The 23,068-nt window shown below is 68.2% G+C and carries 25 protein-coding genes; 5 read left to right on the top strand and 20 right to left on the bottom strand.

All coding sequences use genetic code 11. From position 1 onward, the window contains the following. Positions 1–82 precede the first annotated feature (82 nt). The 4 genes from ACT2FV_RS25280 to ACT2FV_RS25265 all read left to right on the top strand — a co-directional run bounded on the left by ACT2FV_RS25280 (position 83) and on the right by ACT2FV_RS25265 (position 2,526). Positions 83–541 carry a RidA family protein gene (locus ACT2FV_RS25280; RefSeq protein ID WP_444505046.1) on the top strand — a complete coding sequence of 153 codons (459 nt, stop codon included), beginning with the start codon at positions 83–85 and terminating at the stop codon, positions 539–541. Between the two features lie 280 nt (positions 542–821). Further along, a complete protein-coding gene (locus ACT2FV_RS25275) occupies positions 822–1,241 on the top strand; it encodes an organic hydroperoxide resistance protein (RefSeq protein ID WP_059683461.1) in 420 nt (139 codons plus the stop codon). A gap of 63 nt (positions 1,242–1,304) precedes the next feature. Continuing rightward, complete coding sequence (locus ACT2FV_RS25270; protein ID WP_444505045.1) at positions 1,305–1,634, top strand: DUF4148 domain-containing protein; 330 nt, start codon at positions 1,305–1,307, stop codon at positions 1,632–1,634. Positions 1,635–1,782: 148 nt separating this feature from the next. Beyond that, on the top strand, positions 1,783–2,526 hold the full coding sequence (locus ACT2FV_RS25265; RefSeq protein ID WP_444505452.1) for a GNAT family N-acetyltransferase: 744 nt from the start codon (positions 1,783–1,785) through the stop codon (positions 2,524–2,526). 111 nt (positions 2,527–2,637) lie between these two features. Here the strand turns inward: ACT2FV_RS25265 and ACT2FV_RS25260 are convergent, their stop codons facing one another. The 7 genes from ACT2FV_RS25260 to ACT2FV_RS25230 form a co-directional block, all read right to left on the bottom strand. Next, positions 2,638–3,093 carry a MarR family winged helix-turn-helix transcriptional regulator gene (locus ACT2FV_RS25260; RefSeq protein ID WP_444505044.1) on the bottom strand — a complete coding sequence of 152 codons (456 nt, stop codon included), beginning with the start codon at positions 3,091–3,093 and terminating at the stop codon, positions 2,638–2,640. Between the two features lie 120 nt (positions 3,094–3,213). Further along, positions 3,214–3,357 (bottom strand): hypothetical protein, encoded by a 144-nt coding sequence (locus ACT2FV_RS25255; RefSeq protein ID WP_170296424.1) that lies wholly within the window; start codon positions 3,355–3,357, stop codon positions 3,214–3,216. Next, a complete protein-coding gene (locus tag ACT2FV_RS25250) occupies positions 3,354–3,725 on the bottom strand; it encodes a GFA family protein (protein WP_059606833.1) in 372 nt (123 codons plus the stop codon). Before ACT2FV_RS25250 ends, ACT2FV_RS25255 begins: the two co-directional genes overlap by 4 nt. 168 nt (positions 3,726–3,893) lie before the next feature. Then, entirely contained in the window at positions 3,894–4,994 is a 1,101-nt protein-coding gene (locus ACT2FV_RS25245) for an NAD(P)H-dependent flavin oxidoreductase (protein WP_444505043.1), read from the bottom strand. Between the two features lie 264 nt (positions 4,995–5,258). Next, complete coding sequence (locus tag ACT2FV_RS25240) at positions 5,259–6,518, bottom strand: MFS transporter (protein ID WP_444505042.1); 1,260 nt, start codon at positions 6,516–6,518, stop codon at positions 5,259–5,261. Beyond that, positions 6,515–7,720 carry a YbfB/YjiJ family MFS transporter gene (locus tag ACT2FV_RS25235; protein ID WP_444505041.1) on the bottom strand — a complete coding sequence of 402 codons (1,206 nt, stop codon included), beginning with the start codon at positions 7,718–7,720 and terminating at the stop codon, positions 6,515–6,517. Before ACT2FV_RS25235 ends, ACT2FV_RS25240 begins: the two co-directional genes overlap by 4 nt. 118 nt (positions 7,721–7,838) lie before the next feature. After that, on the bottom strand, positions 7,839–8,765 hold the full coding sequence (locus tag ACT2FV_RS25230; RefSeq protein WP_444505040.1) for a LysR family transcriptional regulator: 927 nt from the start codon (positions 8,763–8,765) through the stop codon (positions 7,839–7,841). Positions 8,766–9,061: 296 nt separating this feature from the next. Here ACT2FV_RS25230 and ACT2FV_RS25225 point away from each other — a divergent pair, with 296 nt between their 5' ends. Then, complete coding sequence (locus tag ACT2FV_RS25225) at positions 9,062–10,087, top strand: hypothetical protein (protein WP_444505039.1); 1,026 nt, start codon at positions 9,062–9,064, stop codon at positions 10,085–10,087. A gap of 70 nt (positions 10,088–10,157) precedes the next feature. Here the strand turns inward: ACT2FV_RS25225 and ACT2FV_RS25220 are convergent, their stop codons facing one another. From ACT2FV_RS25220 to ACT2FV_RS25160, 13 genes are all read right to left on the bottom strand, one after another. Further along, on the bottom strand, positions 10,158–10,985 hold the full coding sequence (locus ACT2FV_RS25220; RefSeq protein ID WP_151048888.1) for an alpha/beta hydrolase: 828 nt from the start codon (positions 10,983–10,985) through the stop codon (positions 10,158–10,160). A gap of 382 nt (positions 10,986–11,367) precedes the next feature. Beyond that, complete coding sequence (locus ACT2FV_RS25215) at positions 11,368–11,580, bottom strand: hypothetical protein (protein ID WP_059606822.1); 213 nt, start codon at positions 11,578–11,580, stop codon at positions 11,368–11,370. 250 nt (positions 11,581–11,830) lie between these two features. Beyond that, positions 11,831–12,268, bottom strand: a complete 438-nt coding sequence (locus ACT2FV_RS25210; RefSeq protein ID WP_124626236.1) for a hypothetical protein — start codon at positions 12,266–12,268, stop codon at positions 11,831–11,833. A gap of 191 nt (positions 12,269–12,459) precedes the next feature. After that, on the bottom strand, positions 12,460–13,383 hold the full coding sequence (locus ACT2FV_RS25205; protein ID WP_059606820.1) for an ABC transporter permease: 924 nt from the start codon (positions 13,381–13,383) through the stop codon (positions 12,460–12,462). Further along, entirely contained in the window at positions 13,383–14,255 is an 873-nt protein-coding gene (locus tag ACT2FV_RS25200) for an ABC transporter permease (protein WP_059606956.1), read from the bottom strand. The genes ACT2FV_RS25205 and ACT2FV_RS25200 overlap by 1 nt, the downstream gene beginning before the upstream one ends. 46 nt (positions 14,256–14,301) lie before the next feature. Next, positions 14,302–15,381, bottom strand: a complete 1,080-nt coding sequence (locus tag ACT2FV_RS25195; RefSeq protein WP_444505038.1) for an ABC transporter ATP-binding protein — start codon at positions 15,379–15,381, stop codon at positions 14,302–14,304. A gap of 49 nt (positions 15,382–15,430) precedes the next feature. Beyond that, complete coding sequence (locus tag ACT2FV_RS25190; protein WP_059606816.1) at positions 15,431–16,597, bottom strand: ABC transporter substrate-binding protein; 1,167 nt, start codon at positions 16,595–16,597, stop codon at positions 15,431–15,433. 262 nt (positions 16,598–16,859) lie between these two features. Next, on the bottom strand, positions 16,860–17,435 hold the full coding sequence (locus tag ACT2FV_RS25185; protein WP_444505037.1) for an RBBP9/YdeN family alpha/beta hydrolase: 576 nt from the start codon (positions 17,433–17,435) through the stop codon (positions 16,860–16,862). A 22-nt stretch (positions 17,436–17,457) separates the two neighbouring features. Beyond that, positions 17,458–18,786: an MFS transporter gene (locus ACT2FV_RS25180; protein ID WP_444505036.1), complete on the bottom strand. Its 1,329-nt coding sequence runs from the start codon at positions 18,784–18,786 to the stop codon at positions 17,458–17,460. 156 nt (positions 18,787–18,942) lie between these two features. Next, positions 18,943–19,998 carry a 3-keto-5-aminohexanoate cleavage protein gene (locus tag ACT2FV_RS25175; RefSeq protein ID WP_124626226.1) on the bottom strand — a complete coding sequence of 352 codons (1,056 nt, stop codon included), beginning with the start codon at positions 19,996–19,998 and terminating at the stop codon, positions 18,943–18,945. Positions 19,999–20,117: 119 nt separating this feature from the next. Continuing rightward, complete coding sequence (locus tag ACT2FV_RS25170; protein WP_124902426.1) at positions 20,118–20,966, bottom strand: TauD/TfdA dioxygenase family protein; 849 nt, start codon at positions 20,964–20,966, stop codon at positions 20,118–20,120. A gap of 10 nt (positions 20,967–20,976) precedes the next feature. After that, entirely contained in the window at positions 20,977–21,957 is a 981-nt protein-coding gene (locus tag ACT2FV_RS25165) for a quinone oxidoreductase family protein (RefSeq protein WP_444505035.1), read from the bottom strand. A gap of 33 nt (positions 21,958–21,990) precedes the next feature. Beyond that, entirely contained in the window at positions 21,991–22,887 is an 897-nt protein-coding gene (locus ACT2FV_RS25160) for a universal stress protein (RefSeq protein ID WP_444505034.1), read from the bottom strand. Between the last annotated feature and the right edge of the window lie 181 nt (positions 22,888–23,068).

Genomic DNA, 23,068 nt, shown 5'->3' with positions numbered 1-23,068 from the left:
CACTAGAGTGATCGACAGAGGCCGTGGCGAGTTGCGCTCCACACCGCGGCCAACTCATCAACGATCCCCGAAGGAGAATGCCATGATGATCGAACAGAAGCTGGCCGAACTGGGCTTCACGCTACCCGAACCGCCGCAACCGCTTGGCAGCTACACGGCCGTCAGTGAGGCCGGCAACCTGTTGTTCATTTCCGGGCAATTGCCGCTCGTCGACGGCAAGGTGGCTTATACGGGCCGCGTCGGCGAACAACGGGATGTCGATGACGGTCGGCACGCGGCGCAGCTTGCGGCGTTGAACGTGCTCGCGCAGATCAGAAAGCACCTCGGCGGGTTCGACCGCCTGCATCACATCGTCCGTGTCGAGGGGCACGTCGCGTCGGCCGACGGCTTCCACGGTCAGCCGGCCGTGATCGACGGCGCCTCCGACCTGTTCGCCAAGGTGCTGGGCAACAAGGCCGGACACGCGCGCTCGGCCTTTTCCCACCGTCAGTTGCCGGCCGACGCGACGGTGGTCCTGGTCGTGATCGCCGAGATCCGCTAGGCATGACCGGGTTGCCGCAAGCCCGGGCGGCCGCGAATCCGGCGGCCATCTGCCCTGCCACCGCTGAAACTTTCGATCCGAGGTGCCTTTTCAATATAAGGGATGCATCATCGAAGAGCCTTTTCCGGCAAGGCTCGACACGATCCCGATACATTGCAATACAAAATATCGTATGCGAGTTAATCGAATGCGCTTGACGTGATTGGTCGCCTCGATCAAACTGCATCGCATGCGATTTAATCGCATCAGACAACAACCTTCCTACCTGACGGAGTGAACGATGAGCAAGATCGAAAAAGTGCTGTACACGGGCAAGACGCATACGACTTCCGGCGGCCGCGATGGCGCGGCTCGCAGTTCCGACGGCCGCCTCGACATCCAGCTGTCGTCGCCGGGCAGTGCCGGTACCGGCACGAATCCGGAACAACTGTTCGCGGCCGGCTGGTCGGCCTGCTTCATCGGCGCGATGCAGCTCGCGGCGCGCGCGGCGAAGGTCACGCTGCCTGCCGATCTCGCGGTCGATGCCGAGGTGGACCTGGGCACGGGTGGCAACGCGTACTTCCTGCAGGCTCGCCTGAACGTGAGCGTGCCGGGGCTCGATCGTGACGTCGCGCAGCACATTGTCGACACCGCACACCAGACCTGCCCGTACTCGAAGGCGACGCGCGGCAACATCGACGTCGAGATCCGCATCGTCTGAGCAATGCCCCGGGCGGCCACGGGCTGCCTTCCCGAATGTTCTGCCATTTTCTTGTCGAGGTGAATGATGAAAACCCAACTGATCGCTGCCCTTCTCGTTGCCGTGTCCGCTGCTGCTGCCGTGCCGGCTTTTGCCCGTGATGCCGTTGTGACGCGTGCGCAAGTGCGGGCGGAACTGGCCGCGCTCCAGCAGGCCGGTTATCTGCCGAATCGCCCGAACGATCCCAACTATCCGGACAACCTGCAGGCAGCGCTGAAGCGCGTGCGCGACAGCGATGCAACGGCGGCCGACACCCAGACAGCCGGTTACGGCAACAACGCCGACGGTGCGACGCAATCCGGCAGTCGCATGGCGATTCGCACGGCCGAGCGCTCGATCTATTTCGGTCGTTGAGCGTCGCGACGAAATCGACGACACCGTCCGCCAAATAAAGCGCATGCGATCTAATCGCATGCGCTTTATTTGTCCGTTTGTCCGCAACCTGCCCCGGGCGATCGCGTCTATGCTGTGCGACGAACGGCCTTCGATCAAGGAGCAGGCGATGCGGGAAGGAACGACGGAGCAGGAAGGAGGCGGATTGCATCCGCTCGACAATGCCGTATGGCATGCGCTCACCGGGGAGCAGCATCGTTTCGCCCTCGGCGACCTGCTTGCGCGTCGATTTCCTCCTGCGCTCGCACCGTTTGCGGGCATGGCCGACCGCAGCCCGACCGCGTTCGACGCGCTGCGCGGACTGATCGACGCGCATGGGCCTGCGGCACTCGTCACGCCGGACGAGATCCCGACGCCGGCCGGTTTTTCCGTGGTCTGGCGGGCGATGCTGCATCAGATGATCTGGCAGGGAACGCTCGACGGCGCGCCTGCTCTGGAGCATGTCCGGCTCACCGAAGCCGACGTGCCGGAGATGCTCGAATTGATCGCGGCGACGGAACCAGGCCCGTTCGGCACGCGCACGGTCGAATTCGGCGGCTATATCGGTGTCCGCCGGCAAGGCCGGCTCGTGGCGATGGCCGGTCAGCGGCTGAGGGCCGGCGGTCACGCGGAGATCAGCGCCGTGTGCGTGGATGCGGCTTTCCGGGGCCAAGGCCTCGCGGCCGGACTGATCCGGTCGCTGGTCGCGACCATCCGCGCGCGGGCGGAAACGCCGTTCCTGCACGTGCTCACGTCGAATCACGGTGCGATCGAGCGCTATCGCGCACTCGGCTTCGCGACGCGTCGCGACATGCATTTGCTGGTGCTGGGGCGCGAGGAGACCGGGACGGGCCAGCCGGCGCGCCGGCCATAAGGACCGGTCGCGGCGGTGCCTCGGTCCCGACTGCGGAAAATGTACTGAAATGGCGGAAGGAGCCGGCGGCAAGCGCATCGCAGGCTCGACATCGAGCCTGCGTTTGATCGTCTATTCGTTGATCGAATCGATCAGGTTGCCGCGCAGCGTGACGATGGCCTTCTGCATCTTCGCGAATCCGTCGGGTTTCAGGCCGGTGGCTTCGACCAGGTTCATGTCGAGCCCCTTCTCGCGCACGCGGCGGCCGCTTTTCGTCAGGCTCACGAGTACCTGGCGCTCGTCCGACGGATCGCGGTGCCGCTCCAGATAGCCCATCGCCTCGAGCTTCTTCAGGATAGGCGTCAGCGTGTTCGATTCGAGGAACAGCTTTTCGCCGAGCTGTCCGACCGTCTGGTTGCCCTCCTCCCACAGCGCGATGATCGTGATGTATTGCGTGTACGTGAGGCCGAGCTCTTCGAGGATCGGTTTGTATGCCTTGCCGAACGCGAGATTCGTCGAGTAGATCGCAAAACACAGGAACTCGGACAGCTTCGGCGTGGCGGGCGATTGTGCTTCGGTCGGTTTCATGAGCGTTCTCCAGCGACAGCGGTTCGTGTCGCAGACGAACGCATTATATATCGCGTGCGATCTTATCGGAGGCATGATTATCGCTTCCGATCAACACGATGCGACACCCGCGGCGCCTGCTCAATCTCGTCCGCTGTCGTTCCGACCCCGTCGGTCGCCGGTCCGCTGGCGGCTGATCGACAGCAGCGAACACTGCACCGGGTGCGCGATCTCGGTCGCGAGGCCGCCCGTGGCGAACAGCAGGATCATCAGCCAGCGCTTCATGCGTCCTCCACGACGGAAAGGCTTGCGCCGTCGGCGACGGTCGCATCGAGCGCATACGGATCGACGCCGTCGAGGCAGCCGAGATTGACGCGCCAGCACGCGGGATCCTTGCGCGTCTGATGGAACGGATAGACGCCGCAGCGGCTGCAGAAATAGTGACGGGCCGTGTGCGTATTGAAGCGGTAGAGCGTCAGCGCGCCCTCGCCTTCGACGATCTTCAGGTCGGCCGCGGCGAACATCGGGCTCATCAGCGCGCCGCGACGGCGGCAGAGGCTGCAGTTGCAGCGAGCCGCCGGCGCAAGCGCGGTCCGGACTTGGAATTTCACGGCGCCGCAGTGGCAGGATCCGTTGAACCATGTAGCAGACATGTCGTGCTCCTCAAGAAGTCATGTCCGCTTTATAACGGGCCTTCGCCGACGCCGTGTATCACGCTGTATCCACGCCGCGGGCGGATACAGAACGTTGCAATTCTGTACCCGGCCATTCGCATTGCGGCGCATTCGCCGAACGCCGGCGCACCGCGTGCGGCCGCGAAATCAGTCCAGCGCGTGCTGTAGCCGTGCGATGGCCGCCCGTGTCTCGCGCTCGAGCGTCGCGAACAGTTCGGTCGCCGGTAGCGACCGGACGAGCGGCGCCGCCTGCCCGGCCCATTGCGCGCCGTAGCCGAACTCGCCGTTCGCCTTCGCGGCCGCATGCAGCGCCTTGCCCGCGTCGTATGCGATCGGATAGGCTGGCGTGGCCGGTGCGAGCGGATCGTCGCCGAGCGCGGTCAGCCGGTTCGCGATGCCGCGCGCGATCCGTCCGGAGATCGCGGTCGTCAATGTCGTGCGGCGCGCTGCGTCGCCGAGGATCGCTCGGCGATAACCGTCGTCGATCGACGTCTCCGGGCACGCGACGAAGGCGGTGCCGAGCTGCGCGGCCTGCGCACCGAGCGCGAGCGCCGCGGCGATGCCGTCGCCGTCCATGATGCCGCCGGCGGCGATCACCGGCAACGCACATTCGCGCACCAGCAGTCGCGTCAGGGCGAACGTGCCGAGCCGGTCGTCGTACGGCGTCGAGTCGAATACGCCACGGTGCCCGCCGGCTTCGATGCCCTGCGCAACGATCGCGTCGATGCCGGCCGCGGCGATCTGCCGGGCTTCGTCGGGATTCGTCGCGGACGCGAACAGCGTGATGCCCGCGCGCTTCAGCACGGCGATGGCCTCATCGGACGGCAACCCGAAATGAAAGCTGACGACCGCCGGTTTTTCTTCGACCAGCATCGCGAGCATCGCATCGTCCGCGACGAAGCTCGTGTAGATCTCCGACAACGCCGCCGGCGTCGTCGCGCCCTGTTCGCGGAACGCGGGTGCGAGCCAGTCGAGCCACGCGCGTTCGACGGCGGCGTCGGCGCGGGCCGGCCGGTGGCAGAACAGATTGATGTTGAACGGCCGGTCGGTGAGCGCGCGCGTGTCGCGGATCATCTTGCGCGCGCCTTCGGCGTTCGTCGCGCCGACGCCCAGCGAGCCGAGCCCGCCCGCATTCGACACGGCGGCCGCCAGCGCGGGCGTGCTGACGCCGGCCATCGGCGCCTGGATGATCGGGGTGCGGATGCCGAGCGTGCGCAACAGCGTCCGGTTTTCGGTCGGTCGATTCATGTCGTTGCCTCCTGCAACGTCCGGGATCGGAATGCTGCGGCCAGATGCGGGCCGAAGCTGCTGGGTCGGGTCCGGTATACGGCATGTTCACGGCGCGTCGCGCGGAGCCGGTCACGGGAAAGCGGTGTCGAACTCGGCGGCCGATCGGGCAATGACGCGGCCGTCGCGCGGCGCGAGGCGCATCCGAACGGTGCGCGAAACAGCCCCCGGCAACCGCGCCCATGCTACGCCGGCCTGCCGCCCGCGCGCCAGCCCAACTTGCTTCTATCGCCTGCGTACCCGATAGGCGAGCCCCGCGCAGGCCGTCAGTAGCGCGGCTGTCACGAAGAACACCGCATGCAGGCCGAGCGCGACGCCGATCTGTCCGCCGATCACGGGGCCGATCACCTGCCCGCCGAACTGCGCGGATTGCAGGTAGCCGAGCATCTGGCCCGTCGCGCGCTCGTCGACGGACTGCCGGACCAGCTTGCCGATCGACGGCAGCAGCCCGGCGAGCGTCATCCCCATCAGCACGCGCAGTGCCGCGAGTTGCCACCAGTGCGAGACGAAGGCCTGCGGCACCATTGCGAGCGCGGTCAGCAGCAGGCAGCCGACGATGACATTCCAGCTGCCGATCCGGTCGGCGAGCGCGCCGAGCCGCGCGGCGGTCAGCATGCTGCCCAGTGCGGAACAGGCCATCACGACGCCGGCGACGCGCGCGAGGTGGCTGCCATCCACGCCGAGCCCGCCGATATAGACCGTGATGATCGGCTCGATCGACATGTTCGCGAGCAGGACCATCATTGCCGTCACCAGGAGCGCGGCGACCGCCGCAAGATCGGTGCGCCGTGCCGTGTCCGCGGTCGTTGCGCGGGCGTGTCGCGTCAGTGCGTCGGTGTCCGCGTGAAAGTCCTCCTTCACGAGCAGGATCGTCAGCAGCGCGGCGACGGCGATCATCGCCCCACCCGCGAAAAATGTCCCGCGGATGCCGAGCCAGCCCGGCAGCAAGCCGCCGACGAGCGGCCCGACGAGGTTGCCCGCGAGTGCACCGGTCGACAGGATGCCGAGTGCCCAGCCCGCGCGTTCGCGCGGTGCCTGCGTGCCCACCATCACGGTCGATGCCGACGCATAGCCGCCGACGAGCCCGGCGACGAGCCTCAGTGCGACGAGTTCCTGAACGTTGTGCGCAACGCCGATCAGCGACATCACGACGGCCATTCCGAGCGCAGCGCGCACGAGCATTGGTTTGCGGCCAAAGCGATCCGCGAGGCGGCCCCACAGCGGCGCGGTGATTGCGGTGCCGAGAAACGTCGCGCCGAAGGCGACGCCGGACCACTCGATCACGGCCGATTGCGCATCGACGCCGAGCTGCCGCACGTACAGCGGCAGGAACGGCAGCAGCATGCTCAGGCTGACGAGCGTCGTGAACGAGCCGAACACGCACACGGCGAGATTGCGCTGCCAGTAGCGCGCGTTCCGTTCGGCATAGCTGGCGGCGGACCGGCCGGCGCGCGCCGTGTCAGGTGTCTGGATGGTCGTGCTCATCGCGCCCTCGCCGATGCGACGACGTCGACCGCGAGCGCCAGCAGCAGCGCGGCGGCCCCGACGGCGAACAGCGTTTCGTATCGACCGCCGCTCGAGGCGAACAGGTACGACAGGCCGTAGGCAGCCATCGCCTGCATGATCGCGAAGCTGGTCGTCGCACTGCGCCATGCGCGTTTCGCAACCGACGGATGATGTGCGAGCAGTTCATTCACGCGGCCGAGTGCGAGCGGTACGATGCCGGGCGTAAACGCGCCGACCAGCACGCTCGATACGATCAGCGCGGCGGGCCCCATCCCGAGCAGCGGCAGCACGACGGCGACGGCCTCGATCGCGAATGCAATACGCAGTGCGCGACCGAATCCCGCTCGATCGGCGAGATGCCCGCACGCGAGCGGCCCGACGATCGCACCGAGACCGTACAGCACCCAGTACTGCGCGCCCGCGTCCACGCCCTTGTCGAGTCCGCGCGCTACGTAGTCGACGAGGAAGATCATGTGCGGGACCAGCCCGACCGCGTTGAGCCCGTATTCGACGTACAGCGCGCGCAGGCTGCCGGTCGGGAGGTGGTTGCGCGCGTGCGTGGCCGGCGACGCGACGGCCGCAGGCGACGCATCGTCAGCCGGCCAGCCGCGCCACGCGACGGCGGTCAACAACAGCGACACGATCGCGAGCCCCAGCCACGTCGCGGTGAGACTCTGCCGCAGCAGGATCGGCACGATCGTGCCCGACGCCGCGATGCCGAGACCGATTCCCGTGAAGATGCCGCCGCTCGCGAAACCGCGGCGCGCCGGCGGCACATGCGTGAGGATCGCCGGCGCGGCGAGCACCATCAGGGCGCCGCCGGACAGGCCGGACGCAAAGCGCCAGACGAAGAACCACAGGAACGACACGGGCACCGCGCACGCGACGAACGCAAGCGTCGCGAGCAGCATCATCGCGCGCAGCACGGCGGTCGAGCCGGCGCGGCGCGCGAGCGCGCCGGCTACCAGCGCACCGGCCAGATAGCCGCCGAGGTTGGCCGCACCCAGATAGGCGGCCGTCGACGCGGGAAACCAGTGCGCGCCGATGATCGCGGGCAGCAGCGGCGTATACGAAAATCGTGCCAGACCGATGCCGATCAGGCTCGCACTGGCACCGGACACCGTGCCGCGCCACACGTTGAACGCGGGGGCGTTCTGCCGGTCGAGAAGCGCTTGTTGCATTGAAGGACCTCCATTCGCTGGGCGGACGCATACGCGCCTGACGGTTGAAGGGAGTCTAGATTGAACCGGGTTTCGGGAGAATCCACGCGTTGCGGAAGCCATTCTTCCGCATGTCGGTTCAATCTTCGTCGGTGATGGCGGCCAGCCGTGCGAAGTGCTCGCGCAATCGTGGCGCGGCGAAATCGACGAACGTCCGCACTTTCGGCACCGACAGCCGTCCGTAAGGCGTGACGACGTGAATCGGCAGCGGCGCATGTTCGCTGTCGCGCAGCACGATTCGCAGCGCGCCGTCCCGAACCTGCTCGGCGACGTGATACGAGAAGAGGCGCGTGACGCCGTGGCCGGCGAGCGCCGATGCAAGCGCGCCGCGGATCGTGTTGACGATGAAGCGCGGCGCGAACTGGACCACCTGCGGCAGCGCCGACTGGCCCGACGGCGGGAAGCTCCATGAATCGAGCCCGAAGTGCGTCATCGAGATGATCCGGTGCCGTGCGAGATCGGCCGGTGCGGTGATCGGCGGATGCTTCGCCAGATAGTCGGGTGACGCGACGACGACACGCCGCACCGCGCCCACCGGGATCGCGACGAGCGTCGAATCCGCCAGATGTGCGATGCGCAGCGCGACGTCGATTCCTTCGTCGATCAGGCTGACGGGACGGTCGAGCAGTTGCAGGCGAATCGACACGGCCGGATGGCGATCGATGAATTCGTCGATGAGCGCGCGCAGCACGTCCTCGCCGGCGGCGACCGGCGCCGTGATCGTCAGCAGGCCGCGCGGCGCCGAGCGTTCGTCGGCGATCAGCATGTCCGCTTCCTCGAGATCCGCGAGGATGCGGCGGCACGCTGCGGCGTAGCGTTCACCGGCTTCGCTGAGGCGAATCGTCCGGGTGGTCCGGTACAGCAGCGCGGTGCCCGTGTGCTCCTCGAGAAACGCGATCGCGCGGCTGACTGCCGCCGGCGAGCGGCCGAGACGGCGGCTCGCGCCAGCGAGACTGCCCTCGTCCAGCGTGGCGACGAACACCTTCATCGCATCGATTCGGTCCATGGCGTGTGAGCGTGCGAGAGTGGTCGTGTCATTGGCGGCGGGAAAAAGCCAGCGAGCAGTCTACCGTACGCGTCCCGCGATGCGTGGTCGGCCCCGTTGTGCCGCTTCGTGAAATACTGCGGCCACGCGTCCTCCGAAACCCTGCGATGACTGAGATGCCCGCCATGCCCTCGTTCTGTTGCCCGATCTTGCGGTCCGCACTGACGTGCGTCGTGGCGTTGCTGGTCGTCGGGCCGGCGACGGCCACCTCGGCCACGGAAGCCACGCACTTGCCGGGCGGGTCGCCCGTACCGGCAATGCGCACGCCGCAACGCATCCTGTTCGTCGGCGACAGCCTCACGCACGGCCGTTACACGCCCGTGCGTTCGTACGGCGCGATGCGGCCCGGCAGCAAGGAGGTTGGCGGCACCGCGCGGGTCGTCGACGAAAACTTCGGGCAGACCGGGGCCCGCGCCGAACGCGAGCCGGGCCCATGGGGCGGGATTCCGGGGATTTTCGCGCGCTTCGCCGCCGAAGCCGGACTCGACTTCGAGGTTCATCTGGAAGCGATGTCGGCGACGAGTCTCGCGAAACATGACCGCGTCGCATCGGACGTGATCGACCGGCCCACGTGGGATGTGGTGGTCCTGCAGGAACTGAGCGCGAAGCCTCTGCCGGTCGCGCTCACGCACAGCCGCGCCAGCGATCCGGCCGGTTTCCGTGCGAGCGTCGCGAAGCTCGCACGCGGCATTCGCGCGGCGGCGCCGCAAGCGCGTGTTTATCTATATGAAACCTGGCCACGTGCCGATCTCGCGAAAGCGCTGGCGGGCGAGCCGGATAGCGTCGGGTTTCACGCGCGCTACGTCGATCGCCTCACCGCGCTCGTCGCCGCATATCGCGATGCGTTCGATGGCGCGCGCCGGGGCGATCCGTCCATCGCCGCCGTCGTGCCGGTCGGCCGCGCATGGCAGCGCGCGTGGACGACCGGCGTCGCCGATCCCGACCCGTATGCGCCGTCCGGCGCACCGCTGCTGTGGTACGGCATGCGCGCGCAGAACGACCCGCCGATCTCGCGGCCAGACTATCTGCATCCGGGCGTGCTGGGCGCTTACCTGAGCGCGCTCGTGCTGTTTCAGCAGATCGCCGGTGTCGACGTCCGTACGTTTGGCCCGCGGGAGCAAGCGGCAGCGCAGCTCGGCATCGCGCCGGACATGGCAGCAAGGTTGCAGGCAGTGGCGTCGGATACGGTCCGCCAGCAAGGCGCCGACGCCGCCCCTGCCCCCGATGTCGATGCCGGTCTGACGGCGACGGCCGGATGCCCGGATCCGTGCGCGTCGCAATGAGCGGCAATGCGGCGGCCCTACCCGGCCGCGCGCGGCGCGAAATCACGCGAGGTGACCCAATACGGCGCGGTCAATGCGGCGCGACCGCCTGCAACGCAGCGAGCATCGCGCTCCCCGGTTTCGCGAGATCGTCGAGCACCGTGAAGTGCTGCATGCCGGGTAGCCATGCGCGTGCGATCCGTTCGCCGGCCGCTTCGCATGCGTCCGCGTATTCGTGCGCGTGGCGCACGAGCTCCGGCAGCTCGGCCGCGCCGACCGCGACGATGGTCGGTGCGCCGGGCCCGATGTGAAGCAGTGGACTGTATGCGGTGATCTCTTGCGCGGTGAGCTTCAGCTTGTCGTCGAGCACGCACAGCGAGATCGGTTCGAGATCGACGAGCGGGCTGATCGCGAGCGCAGACACGACGGCCGGATGCGCGCGATGCATGGCCGTCAGGTGGCCGCCGGCCGAGTGACCGCTCAGGTGGATCGGTCGTCCTGCGGTGCCGATCCCGTCGGGGTCGGCCGCGAGATGGTCGAGCAACGCGCCGATCTCGCCGACGATGTCGGTCATCGATGCGGTCGGTGCGAGCGTGTATTCGGCGAGCACGACGTCGAAGCCGCGTGCGAGCGGCCCGGCGGCCGCGTACGCGAAATCCTCTTTCGCGCAGTGCTGCCAGTAGCCGCCGTGAATGAACACGAACAGCGGCGCGTCGGGCCGGCCGCAGCGCAGCCAGTCGAAGCGCTGCGCCGGACGCGCACCGTAACGCAGGTCGCGCTGCCCGGGCGTCGCATCGTAAAGCGCTGCGCTGCGTGCCTGGCAGGACGCGAGCACCGCGGGGAAATCGGGAATGGCCTTCGTGTTCAGGTAGGCGGCGTCGAGGGCCGCGCGGTCCATGCCGCGATAGAGGATCGTCATTCGGGAAGCGCCGGGTCGGATTGCGGATGCGCGGGACAGTCGCGGTGCCACGCTACGAAGGCGCCAGGCGGGCCGACGCCGTTGCACCATTATGCGCAGCGCAACAGGCGCCGGCTATCCGGAATCGGCGGGGGGCGGCGTGCGCCTGTCCGCTTTCGGCGGAGGACTGTCGAGCAGCACGCGCATCGTGCCGGCGCATGCGCGAACGAGCGCACCGGCGTGATGAAGCGGCATGACGCTCGCCGCAGCGGAATCCGTGAATCGGGGAAGCGGGGTTCAGTTCAGGCGATGCGCGACCGGAACCGGTGCGCGCGGGGGCGCGATGCGCGCCGCCGGCGCGTGTCGGCGGGAATCAGCGCGGTGCGTCAGCGGGAGACGAGGCTCAGTAAGCGGACATCTCGACGCAAGGATCGACCTTGGACGGCGAGCAGATGACCGAATACTTGGCGCTTTCGCGCATCAGCGCTTCGCCTTCGTGCAGCGCGATCTTGATCTCGGGGTGACGCTCGTACGCGAGGAATGCGGAGCAGAAGACCGCGGACATCACGACCAGGGAGAACAGAAATTTTTCGAGAGATTGGAAACGTTCGGGCATGGTTCGACCTTTCTTCTAGCCCGCGATTATATCTCGAATTAAGGGTTTTCCCTATATTCCAGTCCGCATACCGAGGATGGCTTCGACCGATGGCAGGCCGTGTTTGCGCCCTTTTTCGCCGTTACGCAGGGTTCATGCATCGGACAAGACGGGATAACGGTTGCCTTCAAAGGAAGGCAGGCGACGGTGCAACACGCATCTTCCGCACGGCATTTCGGCAGGAGCGGCGACGAAGCCCGTCGCCGGCGCGTCACTGCGGTGCCGACGCGCCGCTGGCCGCATTGCCAGGCCATGCCTTGCCGATCTTGTCGATCAGCGACTTGGCGGCGCCGGTCGCGATGGCGGCGTCGACGCCCGAGGTCTGCCACGAACCGTCGGCGGCCTGCACGAAGGTCAGGTTCGCGCGCGACGGCGTGTAATCGCTGTTGCGCCAGGTGATCACGACGTCGCACGCGTAGGTGCGTTCGCCGGCCTTCCTGCAGTCGCCGGCGGGCTTCGCCGAGATCACGTCGGCCGACACGGGCAGCGGCTGGCCGAACAGCGCGTTCAAGCCGCCGTGGTTTTCCGCTTCGAGCGCGCGGCGCACCGCGGCATCGACGTCGCTCGATCCGGGGCCGTCGTGGAGCAGGTGGCAGGCGGCGAGCAGCGTGGCGGCACAGCCGAGCGTCAGCAGCGTGGGAAACTTCATGGAACTCCGCGAATCGGGTGAACGTCGGGCGGCACGCAGCGATGCCAGTGAGCGCATCGCCGAGCCGGTATGCCGCGTAGTCTGCAACGTCCACGCGTCGTTCGCGGTATCCATTTGTAACCAATTGCACGGACGGCGTGAACGGCGTGATCGGTGCGAACGCCCCGCTGCCCCGCCGCTTTCGTGCGCGCCTACTGCCGCTCCTGCTTCACGCGACTCACGAGCTGCGTCGGGCTCACGAACTGCAGCGCGATCACGACCCACACGAGCGTGATGGCCATGTAGATCATCGCCATCGCGTCGATCGACTGCGGCGCGCGCACGCCCGTCGAGAACACCGCGTAATACAGCGCGACGACGAGCGTCTGCGTGCTGGGGCCCGCGGTGAAGAAGGTCAGCTCGAACATCCCGATCGTGCGCACCAGCACGAGCAGCCCCGCCGCGAGCATGCCGGGCACCAGCAGCGGCAGCAGAACGTAGCGGAAATAGCGCCACGTGTTCGCGCCGAAGATGCGCGCGGCGGCTTCGAGATTCGGATCGATCTGCTCGATGAACGGCGTCATCACGAGGATCACGAACGGCAGCGCCGGCACGAGGTTCGCGAGGATCACGCCTGGCAGCGTGCCCGCGAGCCCGACCTTGTACATCACGGTCGCCATCGGGATCCCGTACGTGACGGGCGGCACCATCAGCGGCAGCAGGAACACCAGCAGCGCGAAGCGCTTGCCGCGGAACTGCACGCGCGCGAGCGCGTAGGCGGCCGGCACGCCGAGCGCGACCGACAGCAGCACGACCGCGCCGACGACTTCGACGGTCACCCACAGCACGCTCGCGAGCTGGAAGTCTTCCCACGCCTTCGCATACCAGTGCAGCGTGAAGCCCTGCGGCAGCGGCGTGCCGAACCAGCGTGTCGCGACCGAGTTCACCGCGACGGTCGCGATCAGCAGCATCACGTTCAGCAGGAAGAACGCCATCAGCCCCCATACGAGCGCCTTCCACGCGCGGCCGGCGAGGCTGTCGCGTAGTTTCCGCGGCTTCATCGCGTTGACGGGCTGCGCGCCGGGCGGGCTATGCTTCGGCGGCCACGCCGGCGCCGCATGATTGTCGGTCGCCATCAGCCCTTGCCCCCCGTGACCGGACCGGTATAGAAGAAGCGGCGCGCGCCGAGCATCGACGCGACCACCAGCAACTGCACGAAGCCCATCACGATCGCGATCGCCGATGCGAGCGAATAGTCGTAGCTCTCGAACGCGGCTTCGGCGGCCGCGATCGAGATCACGCGCGTCGGCCCGGCCGGCGCGCCGAGGAGCACGGCCGACGGGAATACCGAGAACGCCTGCACGAACGACAGGCACGCGGCCATCGTCAGCCCCGGCACGAGCAGCGGCAGGTAGATCCGCCGGAACTGCTGCCACGGGTTCGCGCCGAGCGTGGCCGCGGCGCGCGCGAGCGTCGGGTCGATGCCGCTGATGTACGACAGCATCAGCAGGAACGCGAACGGAAAGCCCGACACGATCAGCGACAGCAGGACGCCCCAATAATTGTGCGTGAGGCGCACTTCGTCCGTGTACAGGTGCAGCCCCTGAAGCGCCTGCGGAAACCAGCCGTTCGGTCCGAAATACGTGAGCATCCCGTCGGCGACGAGCACCGTGCCGAGCGTGACCGGAATCACGAGCAGCGTCGTGACGAGCTTCTGGTACGGCGAGTTGCGGCGCAGCGCGAACGCGACGGGCACCGAGATGCCGACGTTGATCAGCGTCGCCGGCACCGCGAGCTTCAGCGTGACGAGCACGGTCGGCCACATCGCGGTGTCGGTGAAGAACTGCACGTAGTTTGCGAGCGCGCCGCCGCCGTTCATCGGCTGGAACGACAGCACGAGGCCGTACGCGAACGGATAGATGAACAGCGCGACGATGAACGCGATCGCCGGCGTGACGAGCCACGCCTTCGCGTCACGCGGTGCGCCGCCTGTCGCGAGCGTGCTCATGCGGCCTCCGGGCAGCGCGCTGCCGCGCACGCGGCGCAGCGGCCGTTCATGGCGCGTCTGCCGCATAGACGAGCGTGCGCGCCGGCGCCACGCGCAACCGCAACCGCTCGCCCTCGGCGAATTCGCCGGCGACCCGCGCCCAGATCGGGCCGAACGGCGTGATCACGCGGATGAGTGAGTCGCGGCCGCCGTATTCGACCGTTTCGACGGTCGCGTCGAATGCGTTGTCGGCGCCCTCTTCCGCACGCTCGATGTCGTCGGGGCGCAGCGCGACCACGACGTCCTTGCCGTCGAAACCGGCCATCGGCACACCGATGATGCGCACGCCGGCCGCGGTGACGTTCACGTAGTCGCCGGCCATCCCTTCGAGCGTGAACGGCAGCACGTTGCGATAGCCCATGAAGCGTGCGACGTGCAGGGTGCGCGGGCGCGTGTACACGTCTTTCGGCGACGCCACCTGCTGCACGACGCCCTCCTTCATCACGACGATCCGGTCGGCCATCGACAGCGCTTCGTCCTGGTCGTGCGTCACGTAGATCGTCGCGCGTTCGAGCTGCGTGTGGATGCGGCGGATCTCGGCACGCATCTCGATGCGCAGCTTCGTGTCGAGGTTCGACAGCGGCTCGTCCATCAGCACGAGCGGCGGCTCGATGACGATCGCGCGCGCGATCGCGACGCGCTGCTGCTGCCCGCCCGACAGTTGCCCGGGCAGCTTGCCCTCGTGGCCGACGAGCTGCACGAGTTCGAGTGCCTGCTGCGCGCGCCGCCGCGCTTCCTGCTTCTGCACGCCGCGCATCTTCAGCCCGAAGCCGACGTTCTCGAGCACCGACATGTGCGGAAACAGCGCGTAGTTCTGGAACACCATGCCGAAGCCGCGGCGCTCGGGCGGCAACACGTCGATGCGCGTGTCGTCGAGCCAGATGCCGCCGCTCGTGAGCGGCTGCAGCCCGGCGATGCAGTTCAGCGCGGTCGACTTGCCGCAGCCCGACGGGCCGAGCAGCGCGATGAACTCGCCGCGCCTGATGTCGAGATCGAGCCCGTTCAGTGCGGCGACCTGCGCGCCCTCCGCATTGGTGAAGCTGCGGCACACGCCGTCGAGCCGCAACCGTTCGAAACTGTGCTTCATTACGCGAACTCCGTCGGCGCGGGCGCCGCGGCGCCCGCGGGTTCATGCGTCATTTCGACTTCTGCGACCCGATCTCGCGGTCCCACTTCTGGAACGCGGCGACCATCGCCTGCGCGTTGAGCGGCTGCACGTGCGGACGATCCGCGAGCAGCTTCGCGTATTCGGGGCGGCCGAACTTCCTGATCACCTCCTGGCTGTGCGCGGGCGCCATCTCGAGCGTCACACCCTTCACCGCCGGGCCCGGATAGAAGTAGCCGTCGTCGTAGGTCATCGCCTGCTGCGCCGGTTCGAGCAGGAAGTTCATCAGCTTGAACAGCACGTCGAGCTTGTCCTTCGCCACGCCCTTCGGAATCACCATGAAGTGCGCATCGTTGACCCACGTCATGTTGTCGAATGCCTGGATCCTGAACTCGGCCGGCACGATGCCGAGCGCGCGCGGGTTGAGGTCCCAGCCGGTGACGGTCACCGTCATGTCGCGCGTGCCTTCGCCGAGCTCCTTCATCACGGCCGACGTGCCGCCCGGGTAGTACGGCACGCAGTCGTTGAGCTGCTTCAGGAACGCCCAGGTCTTGTCCCAGCCATTGATCGGGTCCTGCGGGTTCTTGTCGCCGAGCACGTACGGCAGCCCCATCAGGAAGGTGCGGCCGGGGCCCGAGTTCGCCGGGCGCGCGTAGATCAGCTTGTTCGGATGCGCCTTGCACCACGCGAGCAGCTGGTCAGGCGTCTTCGGCGGATCGCTGACCTTGGCCGGGTTGTATTCGAGCAGCGGGCCGGCCGGCATGTAGGTCACTTCGAGACCGAAGCCCTGCGCGAGGTCCTGCATCTTGCGCGGGCCGGGCGCGTATCTGTCGAGCACGCCGGGAAACGCGCCCGCGTTGTCGGGCAGCAGCTTCAGCCACAGGTTCTGCTCGATGCCGGCGGCCAGCGCGTCGGTGCCCGTCAGCACGAGGTCGATGTCGGCGCGTCCCGCCGCCTGCATCGCCTTGATCTTGCCCGGCAACTGCGGCGCGGGCGCGTTCGTGAACGTCACGTTCGAGACGAGATTCGGGTTCTTCTCCTTGAACGCCTCGATGGCCTTCTGCGTGAGCTGCAGGTTGCCCGCGACGTCGACGACATTCAGCGATACGGGAGCCGCGACGGCGGCCGCGGCCGACAGCGTCAGGCCCAGCGCCAGGGCGATCCGGCGGACACGGCGCGCGATCGTGGTGGTGTTCATGTCTCCTCGCTTCGGTCGGTGGATGGGACCGTTCTTTCGGGAAATCATGACGGCGTTATACGATGTCGGTCAACAAAAAACCGACCCGCGCGGGGCGGGAATTTCCCTAACAAAGACCTTCCGTTTGTTGAGGATTTGTTTATTGGCCGATGCGACGGATAGGTAGCATGTTAGGACGTCGTATATCAACGGACGCTGAACCGAAATCGGTTCCGACGGACGCGCCGGTGTGAAATCGTGCGCGGCGCGTTGCAGGCGGCGCTCAGGCCGCACGGAGCGCGATCACCTCCCCGATCAGCCGCTCCGCATCCCGCCACTCGCCGTACCCGGACGCCGGGTTCAGGTGTCCGACTTCGCCGAGATCGACGAGCCGGCTGCCCCATCCCGCCGCCAGCGCCTGCGTTCGTTCGAATCGCGCGAGCGGATCGTTGCGGCTCGCGGCCACGATGCTCGGAAACGGCAGCGGCCGGGTCGGCACCGGCGTCCAGCCGTGCGCGTCGAGCGCATCCGGTGTCGGATAGCCTGCGGGCATCGGCGTATCGAGATCGGCCGGCGCGGCGAGCAGCGCGCCATCGATGGCACGCGTGGCCTGCAGCGCCCAATGTACGGCGATCATGACACCCGCGCTGTGCGCGACGAGGATCACGGGGCCGTCGATCGCGGCCAAAGCCGCATCGAGCGCCGCGACGCGCGCGGCGCGGCTCAGCTTGTCGGCTTCGAGCGGCGCGACGGCGCGAGCGTTCGGCAGGCGCCGTTGCAGATGCGTCTGCCAATGATCTTCGACGTGATTGCGCAAGCCGGGCACGATCAGGATGGTGGGCGCGGTCGCCAGGGTCATGCTGCCTCCGGGAGGGTTCGGTTCAGGAAAGGTGTGACGCGCGCCGTTCGCGTTCGACGCGCGCGATATCGGCCGCGTAGCTCGCGCGTCCGATCGCGAACAGCACGGCGGCCGCGAGCGGCACGGCGGGAATCCATTGCAATGCGCCGACGAGGCCGGTGCGATCGGCGACCCACCCCGTCAGCAGCGGGCCCGGCGCCATGCCGAGCAGGTTGTTGGCGAGCGTGAGCGTTGCGAACGCCGATGCGTGGATCGCGGCCGGCGTGAGGTTCGCGACCATCGCGCCCGATGCGCCCGACGCACCCGCGCCGACCAGCATGCCCGCGCAGATCAGTGCGAGTTGCAGCGGCCCGGGCGGCAGCCGGAACGCGACCGCGAGGCACACTCCCGTCAGCAGGCAATACGCGATCGCGGTCAGCCACTTGCGCTTGCCGTCGGTCTTGCCGACGCGGTCGGTGACGATCCCGCAGCCGACCATCCCGACGCCCGACAGCAGCACGAAGCCGGCCGCAAGCACGGCGGCGCGGTCCGGCGCCATCGCGTAATAGCGGTTCAGGTAGCTCGGCAACCAGGCGAACAGCGCGCCGGGCACGAACAGGTGCAGCCCGCTGCCGACATACGCGCAGATCACCGAACGGGATGCGAACAACCCCGACATCAGCGCGCGCACGCTGCCGCGCAGGTCGCGCGGCGCGCTGGCGTCGCGCCGGCACGGTTCGATGCGATAAGCGGCGAGCCGCCGTTCGGTCACGACGCAGCGATACGCGACGAGCAGCACGATGCCGAGCGCGGCCATCACGCCGAACGACCAGCGCCAGCCGAGATGCGCGCCGACGAGGCCGCCGAGCGCCATCCCGAACACGGAGCCGAACGCGCCGCCGGCCATGAACGCGCCGGTCAGCGTCGCGCGCAGGCGCGCCGGAAAGATGCTGAGGATCAGCGCGACGCCGACGCTGCCGTACGCGGCCTCGCCGAGGCCGACGAGCCCGCGCGCCACGAGCATTTCGGCGTAGTTGGTCGACAGCGCGCATCCGAGCGTCGCGACGCTCCACAGCGCGGCCATCAGCACGATGCTGCGTACGCGGCCGAAGCGGTCGGCGAGCACCGACAGCGGAAACGTCAACAGCCCGACGAGCAGCGCGACGACGCCGGACAGCGAACCGAGCTGCGTGTCCGACAGTCCCCACGCGTGCTTCAGCAGCGGAAACACGGCATTGAGCACCTGCCGCGACATGTAGTCCGACAGCAGCAGACCGACGGTCAGCCCGAACACGAGCCAGGCATAGGCCGGCGCGCGCCGCCCGGTGGCCGCCACGTCCTGCAGCGACGGCTCGACGTGATGAATCAGCATGCGTGTCTCCTCCGGCACCGGTGCGGCAATGCGCCGGCGCGGCTTGCGCGGCCCCGCCCCGTTCGTCGGAGCTTGCCTCGCGCACCGCGCGAGGGTGGGTGCCGCGCCACATCGATCGGCGGGCGGCGCTGGCGCGCCACCCGGATGCGCGGTGTGTCAGGCCGCGCGCAGCGGCACGTTCACCTGGCCCGGCCGGCGGTTCGGCGTCATCCCGAGCTGCGCGAGCGTCTCGTCGACGCCGTCGTACTGCACGCCGATCCGGTAGATCGCCTTCGCCTCCTTGCCGGTCGCGATGTCGCGGCCGAGTTCGCGCGCGATCCGCACGCACTGCTCGACCTGCTGCACCGACGTCATCCGGTTGCCCTTCTGGTCGATGATCGTGTCCTCGATCCCGCAGCGCGGATGCAGCCCCAGCGCCATCGCGACCGTGTTGATCGGCAGCACGTTCTTCATCAGCGATTCGAGCGTGATGCACGCGCCGTCCGGGCAGCGCCGCACGAATTCCATGAAGTTGTACGGGTTCGGGCCGTCGAAACCGCCACCGATGCCGACCCACGTGACGTTCAGCGGGCCGCGATAGACGCCGCGGCGGATGATCCGTTCGAGCGTTTCCAGCGCGTGCATGCCGGTGAGCTGGAAATGCGGCTGGATGCCGGCCGCCTGCAGCCGGCGCAGGTGCTCGTCGACCCAGCCGGGGCCGGCCGGCACGGTCATCTCGCGGTACGCGTCCCACAACGCGGCTTCGTTCAGCGACGTGCCGGCGATGTCCTTGCGGTTCATCAGCTCGGTGATGTTCATCTGCACGGTGTTGATCGCGACCGTCACCTGGTCGGGCTTCGGCGTCAGCTCGGCGAGCATGTGGCGCGTGTCGTCGGACAGCCATTTCGCTTCCGCGCCGTCGCCTTCCGGCGCGAACGAGATCGAGCCGCCGACCTGCAGGATCATGTCGGGCACCGCCTCGCGCAGCCGGCCGAGCAGCTCGTTGAATTTCGACAGCCGCTTGCTGCCCTTGCCGTCGAGCTCGCGCACGTGCAGGTGCAGCACGGTCGCGCCTGCGTTGTAGCAGTCGACGGCTTTCTGCACGTGCTCGTCCATCGTCACCGGAATGTCTTCCGGAAAGTCCGCGGGCATCCATTCGGGGCCGTACGGCGCGACCGTGATGACTACCTTGTCCTGGTTTTCCGGGTGCAGCGAATCGTCGAGAAATTGCATGTCGTCCTCCAGATGGAATCGTTGTGTTCGGGGTGTACGGGCGTGCGTATCCCGTCGCGCCGGGCGGACGGCCCGGCGCGTTGTTGCGTCGTTGCGGATCGGTTACGGTGCGGGCGCGCTCAGAACGGCACGTCGCCGACGATGCCCGCGCGCTCCATCCTGCGCACGCACGGCGGGTAGTCCATCACCGCGTAATGCTGCGTGCTGCGGTTGTCCCAGATCGCGACGCTGTTCTTCTTCCAGCGCCAGCGCACCTGGTATTCGGGGATATAGGCCTGGCTGATCAGGTACTGCAGCAGCTGGCCAGCGCCGGGATTCGCGTCCTGCCCGACACGCACGCGAGCGGGTGTGTGGAAGTTCGTGAAATGCGTCGTGAACGCGTTCACGTACAGCACCTTCTCGCCGGTTTCGGGATGCGTGCGCACGACCGGATGCTCGGCGTCCGGGTACTGCGCCTTCAGCGCGAGGCGCTTGTCGATCGGCATCGCCGCGCCGAAGCTCGCCTCGATGCTGTGGCGCGCGCGCAAGTCGTCGATCTGCTGCTTCACGTACTCCGGCAGGCGCTCGTACGCGAGCACCATGTTCGCCCACATCGTGTCGCCGCCAACCGGCGGACCCTCGACGCAACGCAGCACGCAGCCGAGCGGCGGCGCCACGCGCCAGCTCGCATCGCTGTGCCACGCATTCTCGTAGCGGTCGTTCGGCTGGTCGGGCGACTTGTAGATCCGCACGAGCCCCGGGTGCTCGGGATCGCTGCCGGCGACCGGATGATCCTCGAGCTCGCCGAAACGCCGCGCGAACGCGACGTGCTCGGCGCGCGTGATGTCCTGGTCGCGCAGGAACAGCACGCGATGACGCAGCAGCTGCGCGCGGATCTCGGCGAACAGGCCGTCGTCGTGCACGGCGTCGGCGAGGCTCACGTCCAGCAGTTCCGCGCCGATCGCGCAGGTCAGGGGTTCGACTCGCATGCGCGTCTCCTCAGACGATGAACACCGACGAACCGGTCGTCTTGCGTGATTCGAGATCGCGGTGCGCCTGCGCGGCGTCCTGCAGCGCATAGCGCTGGTTGATCTCGATCTTGATGCGGCCGGCCGCGACGTGCGCGAACAGTTCGCCAGCCAGGTCGTTCTTCTCGGCCTGATCGGCAATGTAGTCGGCCAGCGCCGGACGCGTCAGGTACAGCGAGCCCTTCATCGCGAGGCGCTGCGGGTCGAACGGCGGGATCGGGCCCGACGCGGTGCCGACGCAGACCATCAGCCCGCGCCGCTTCAGCGAATCGAGCGAGCCTTCGAAGGTGTCGCGGCCGACGCTGTCGAACACGACGTCGACACCGACGCCGTCCGTCAGTTCGCGCACGCGTTTCGCGACGTCTTCGCGGCTGTAGTCGATCGTGTGGTCGCAGCCGTGTGCGCGGGCGACCGCGGCCTTGTGTTCGCTCGACACGGTGCCGATCACCGTGAGCCCGAGCAGCTTTGCCCATTGCGACACGATCAGCCCGACGCCGCCCGCGGCCGCATGCAGCAGGATCGTGTCGCCCGGCGCGAACGCGTGGATGCGGCGCAGCAGGTAGGCCGACGTCAGCCCGCGCATCGTCATCGCAGCGGCCGTTTCGCATGCGATGCCGGCGGGCAGCTTCACGAGGGGCGCGGCCGGAATCAGCCGTTCGGTGCTGTACGCGCCGAGCGTGTTGAGGAAACCCGTGTAGGTCACGCGATCGCCGACGGCGACGTTCGTCACGCCGGGGCCGACGGCCTCGACAACACCGGCCGCCTCGACGCCGATGCCCGCCGGCAGCGGAACCGGGTACAGGCCGCTGCGGAAATACGTGTCGGCGAAATTCAGGCCGACGGCCTCGTGCCGCAGGCGAACCTGCCCGGCGCCCGGCTCGCCGACTTCGACCGCTTCCCAGCGCAGCACGTCGGGGCCGCCGGTTTCGTGGAATCGCACTGCATGTGCCATCTTGTTCTCCCTAAATATTCAGTCGGATGCGCGTCACGCATCGTCGGGTTCGTCCGCGCCCGGCGTCGTCGCGGCTGCGCCGCTCGCCGGGGGCGTGTCCAGTTCGTTCCAGTCGGCGTCGCCCAGGTAGCGCCGCGCGGCCGGGAAAATCACGCCTTCCATGCGGCCCATCTGCTCGAACGCGCCGCGCGCGTAGTCGGCGAGCGCGCCATCGAACGCGGCCGACGGCAACCCGTCGGCGGCGAGCCGCGCCAGCGCGTCGAGTGCGTGCGCATCGCGGCGCCGCTGGCGGTCGAGCTCATCGAGTTCGGCCGCGGTGCTCTCCGCCCGCATGCGCAATGCCGCGAACAGTCGTGCTTCGGCGGACGCGCCGAAGCGCGCGTTCTGCAGCGCCGCGAGGGATGCCAGCGCCGCCAGCGGGCCGTGCGCGTAAGCGGTCGGCCGCCTGGCCACGTCCGGGTCCTCGCTCGCCATCGTCAGTGCCTGCAGCCGCTCGCCGAGCGCGCGATGTGCCGCGAGACAGCGGGCCATCACGCGTGCCTCGGCCGGCGCACGCCGCGCCGGGCACACGAGCACCGGTACGCCGCTCGTCGCCAGCAGCACCCGCCGTTGCGCTGCTGCTGCGGCGCCGCAATCATGCGGCAGCGCCGCGACGCCGATCAGGTCGCAGCCGAGCTCGCCGGCGAGCGTGGCGGGTGAGGTGTCGCCGGCATCCGCGATCGCATGGGACAGGCCCTGCGCCCGTGCGGCGGCTTCCACTTTCGCACCGTGTTCCGGCATCCGCGCTCCGGATAAACGCGAGTCCGGCGCGGCGGCGGACAGCACGAACGTGACTCGCGCACCGACCGCACGCGCCAGTTCGAGCGCATGGCCGATCGCATCGATGCCGCCGGGCACGCCGTCGACCGTCACGAGCAGATGGCGATACATCGTGCCGCTCCGCTTATCCGGCGCTCGGTGCGCTGCGTCGCGCGCCGGTCGATACGATGTTCATGGTCCCTCCTCGTTGCATTCGTCGGTTGCGTTCGTCACGCATCGGAACCCATGCTATCGACCGGACGGCGGTGCGGCCCCACTCGTCGCGGGGGGGATTGACGCGCGAACGCGGTTC

The organism is Burkholderia sp. PR2, from assembly GCF_052372875.1.
Lineage (GTDB): Bacteria > Pseudomonadota > Gammaproteobacteria > Burkholderiales > Burkholderiaceae > Burkholderia > Burkholderia diffusa.
This window is presented reverse-complemented; position numbering and strand designations above follow the sequence as displayed.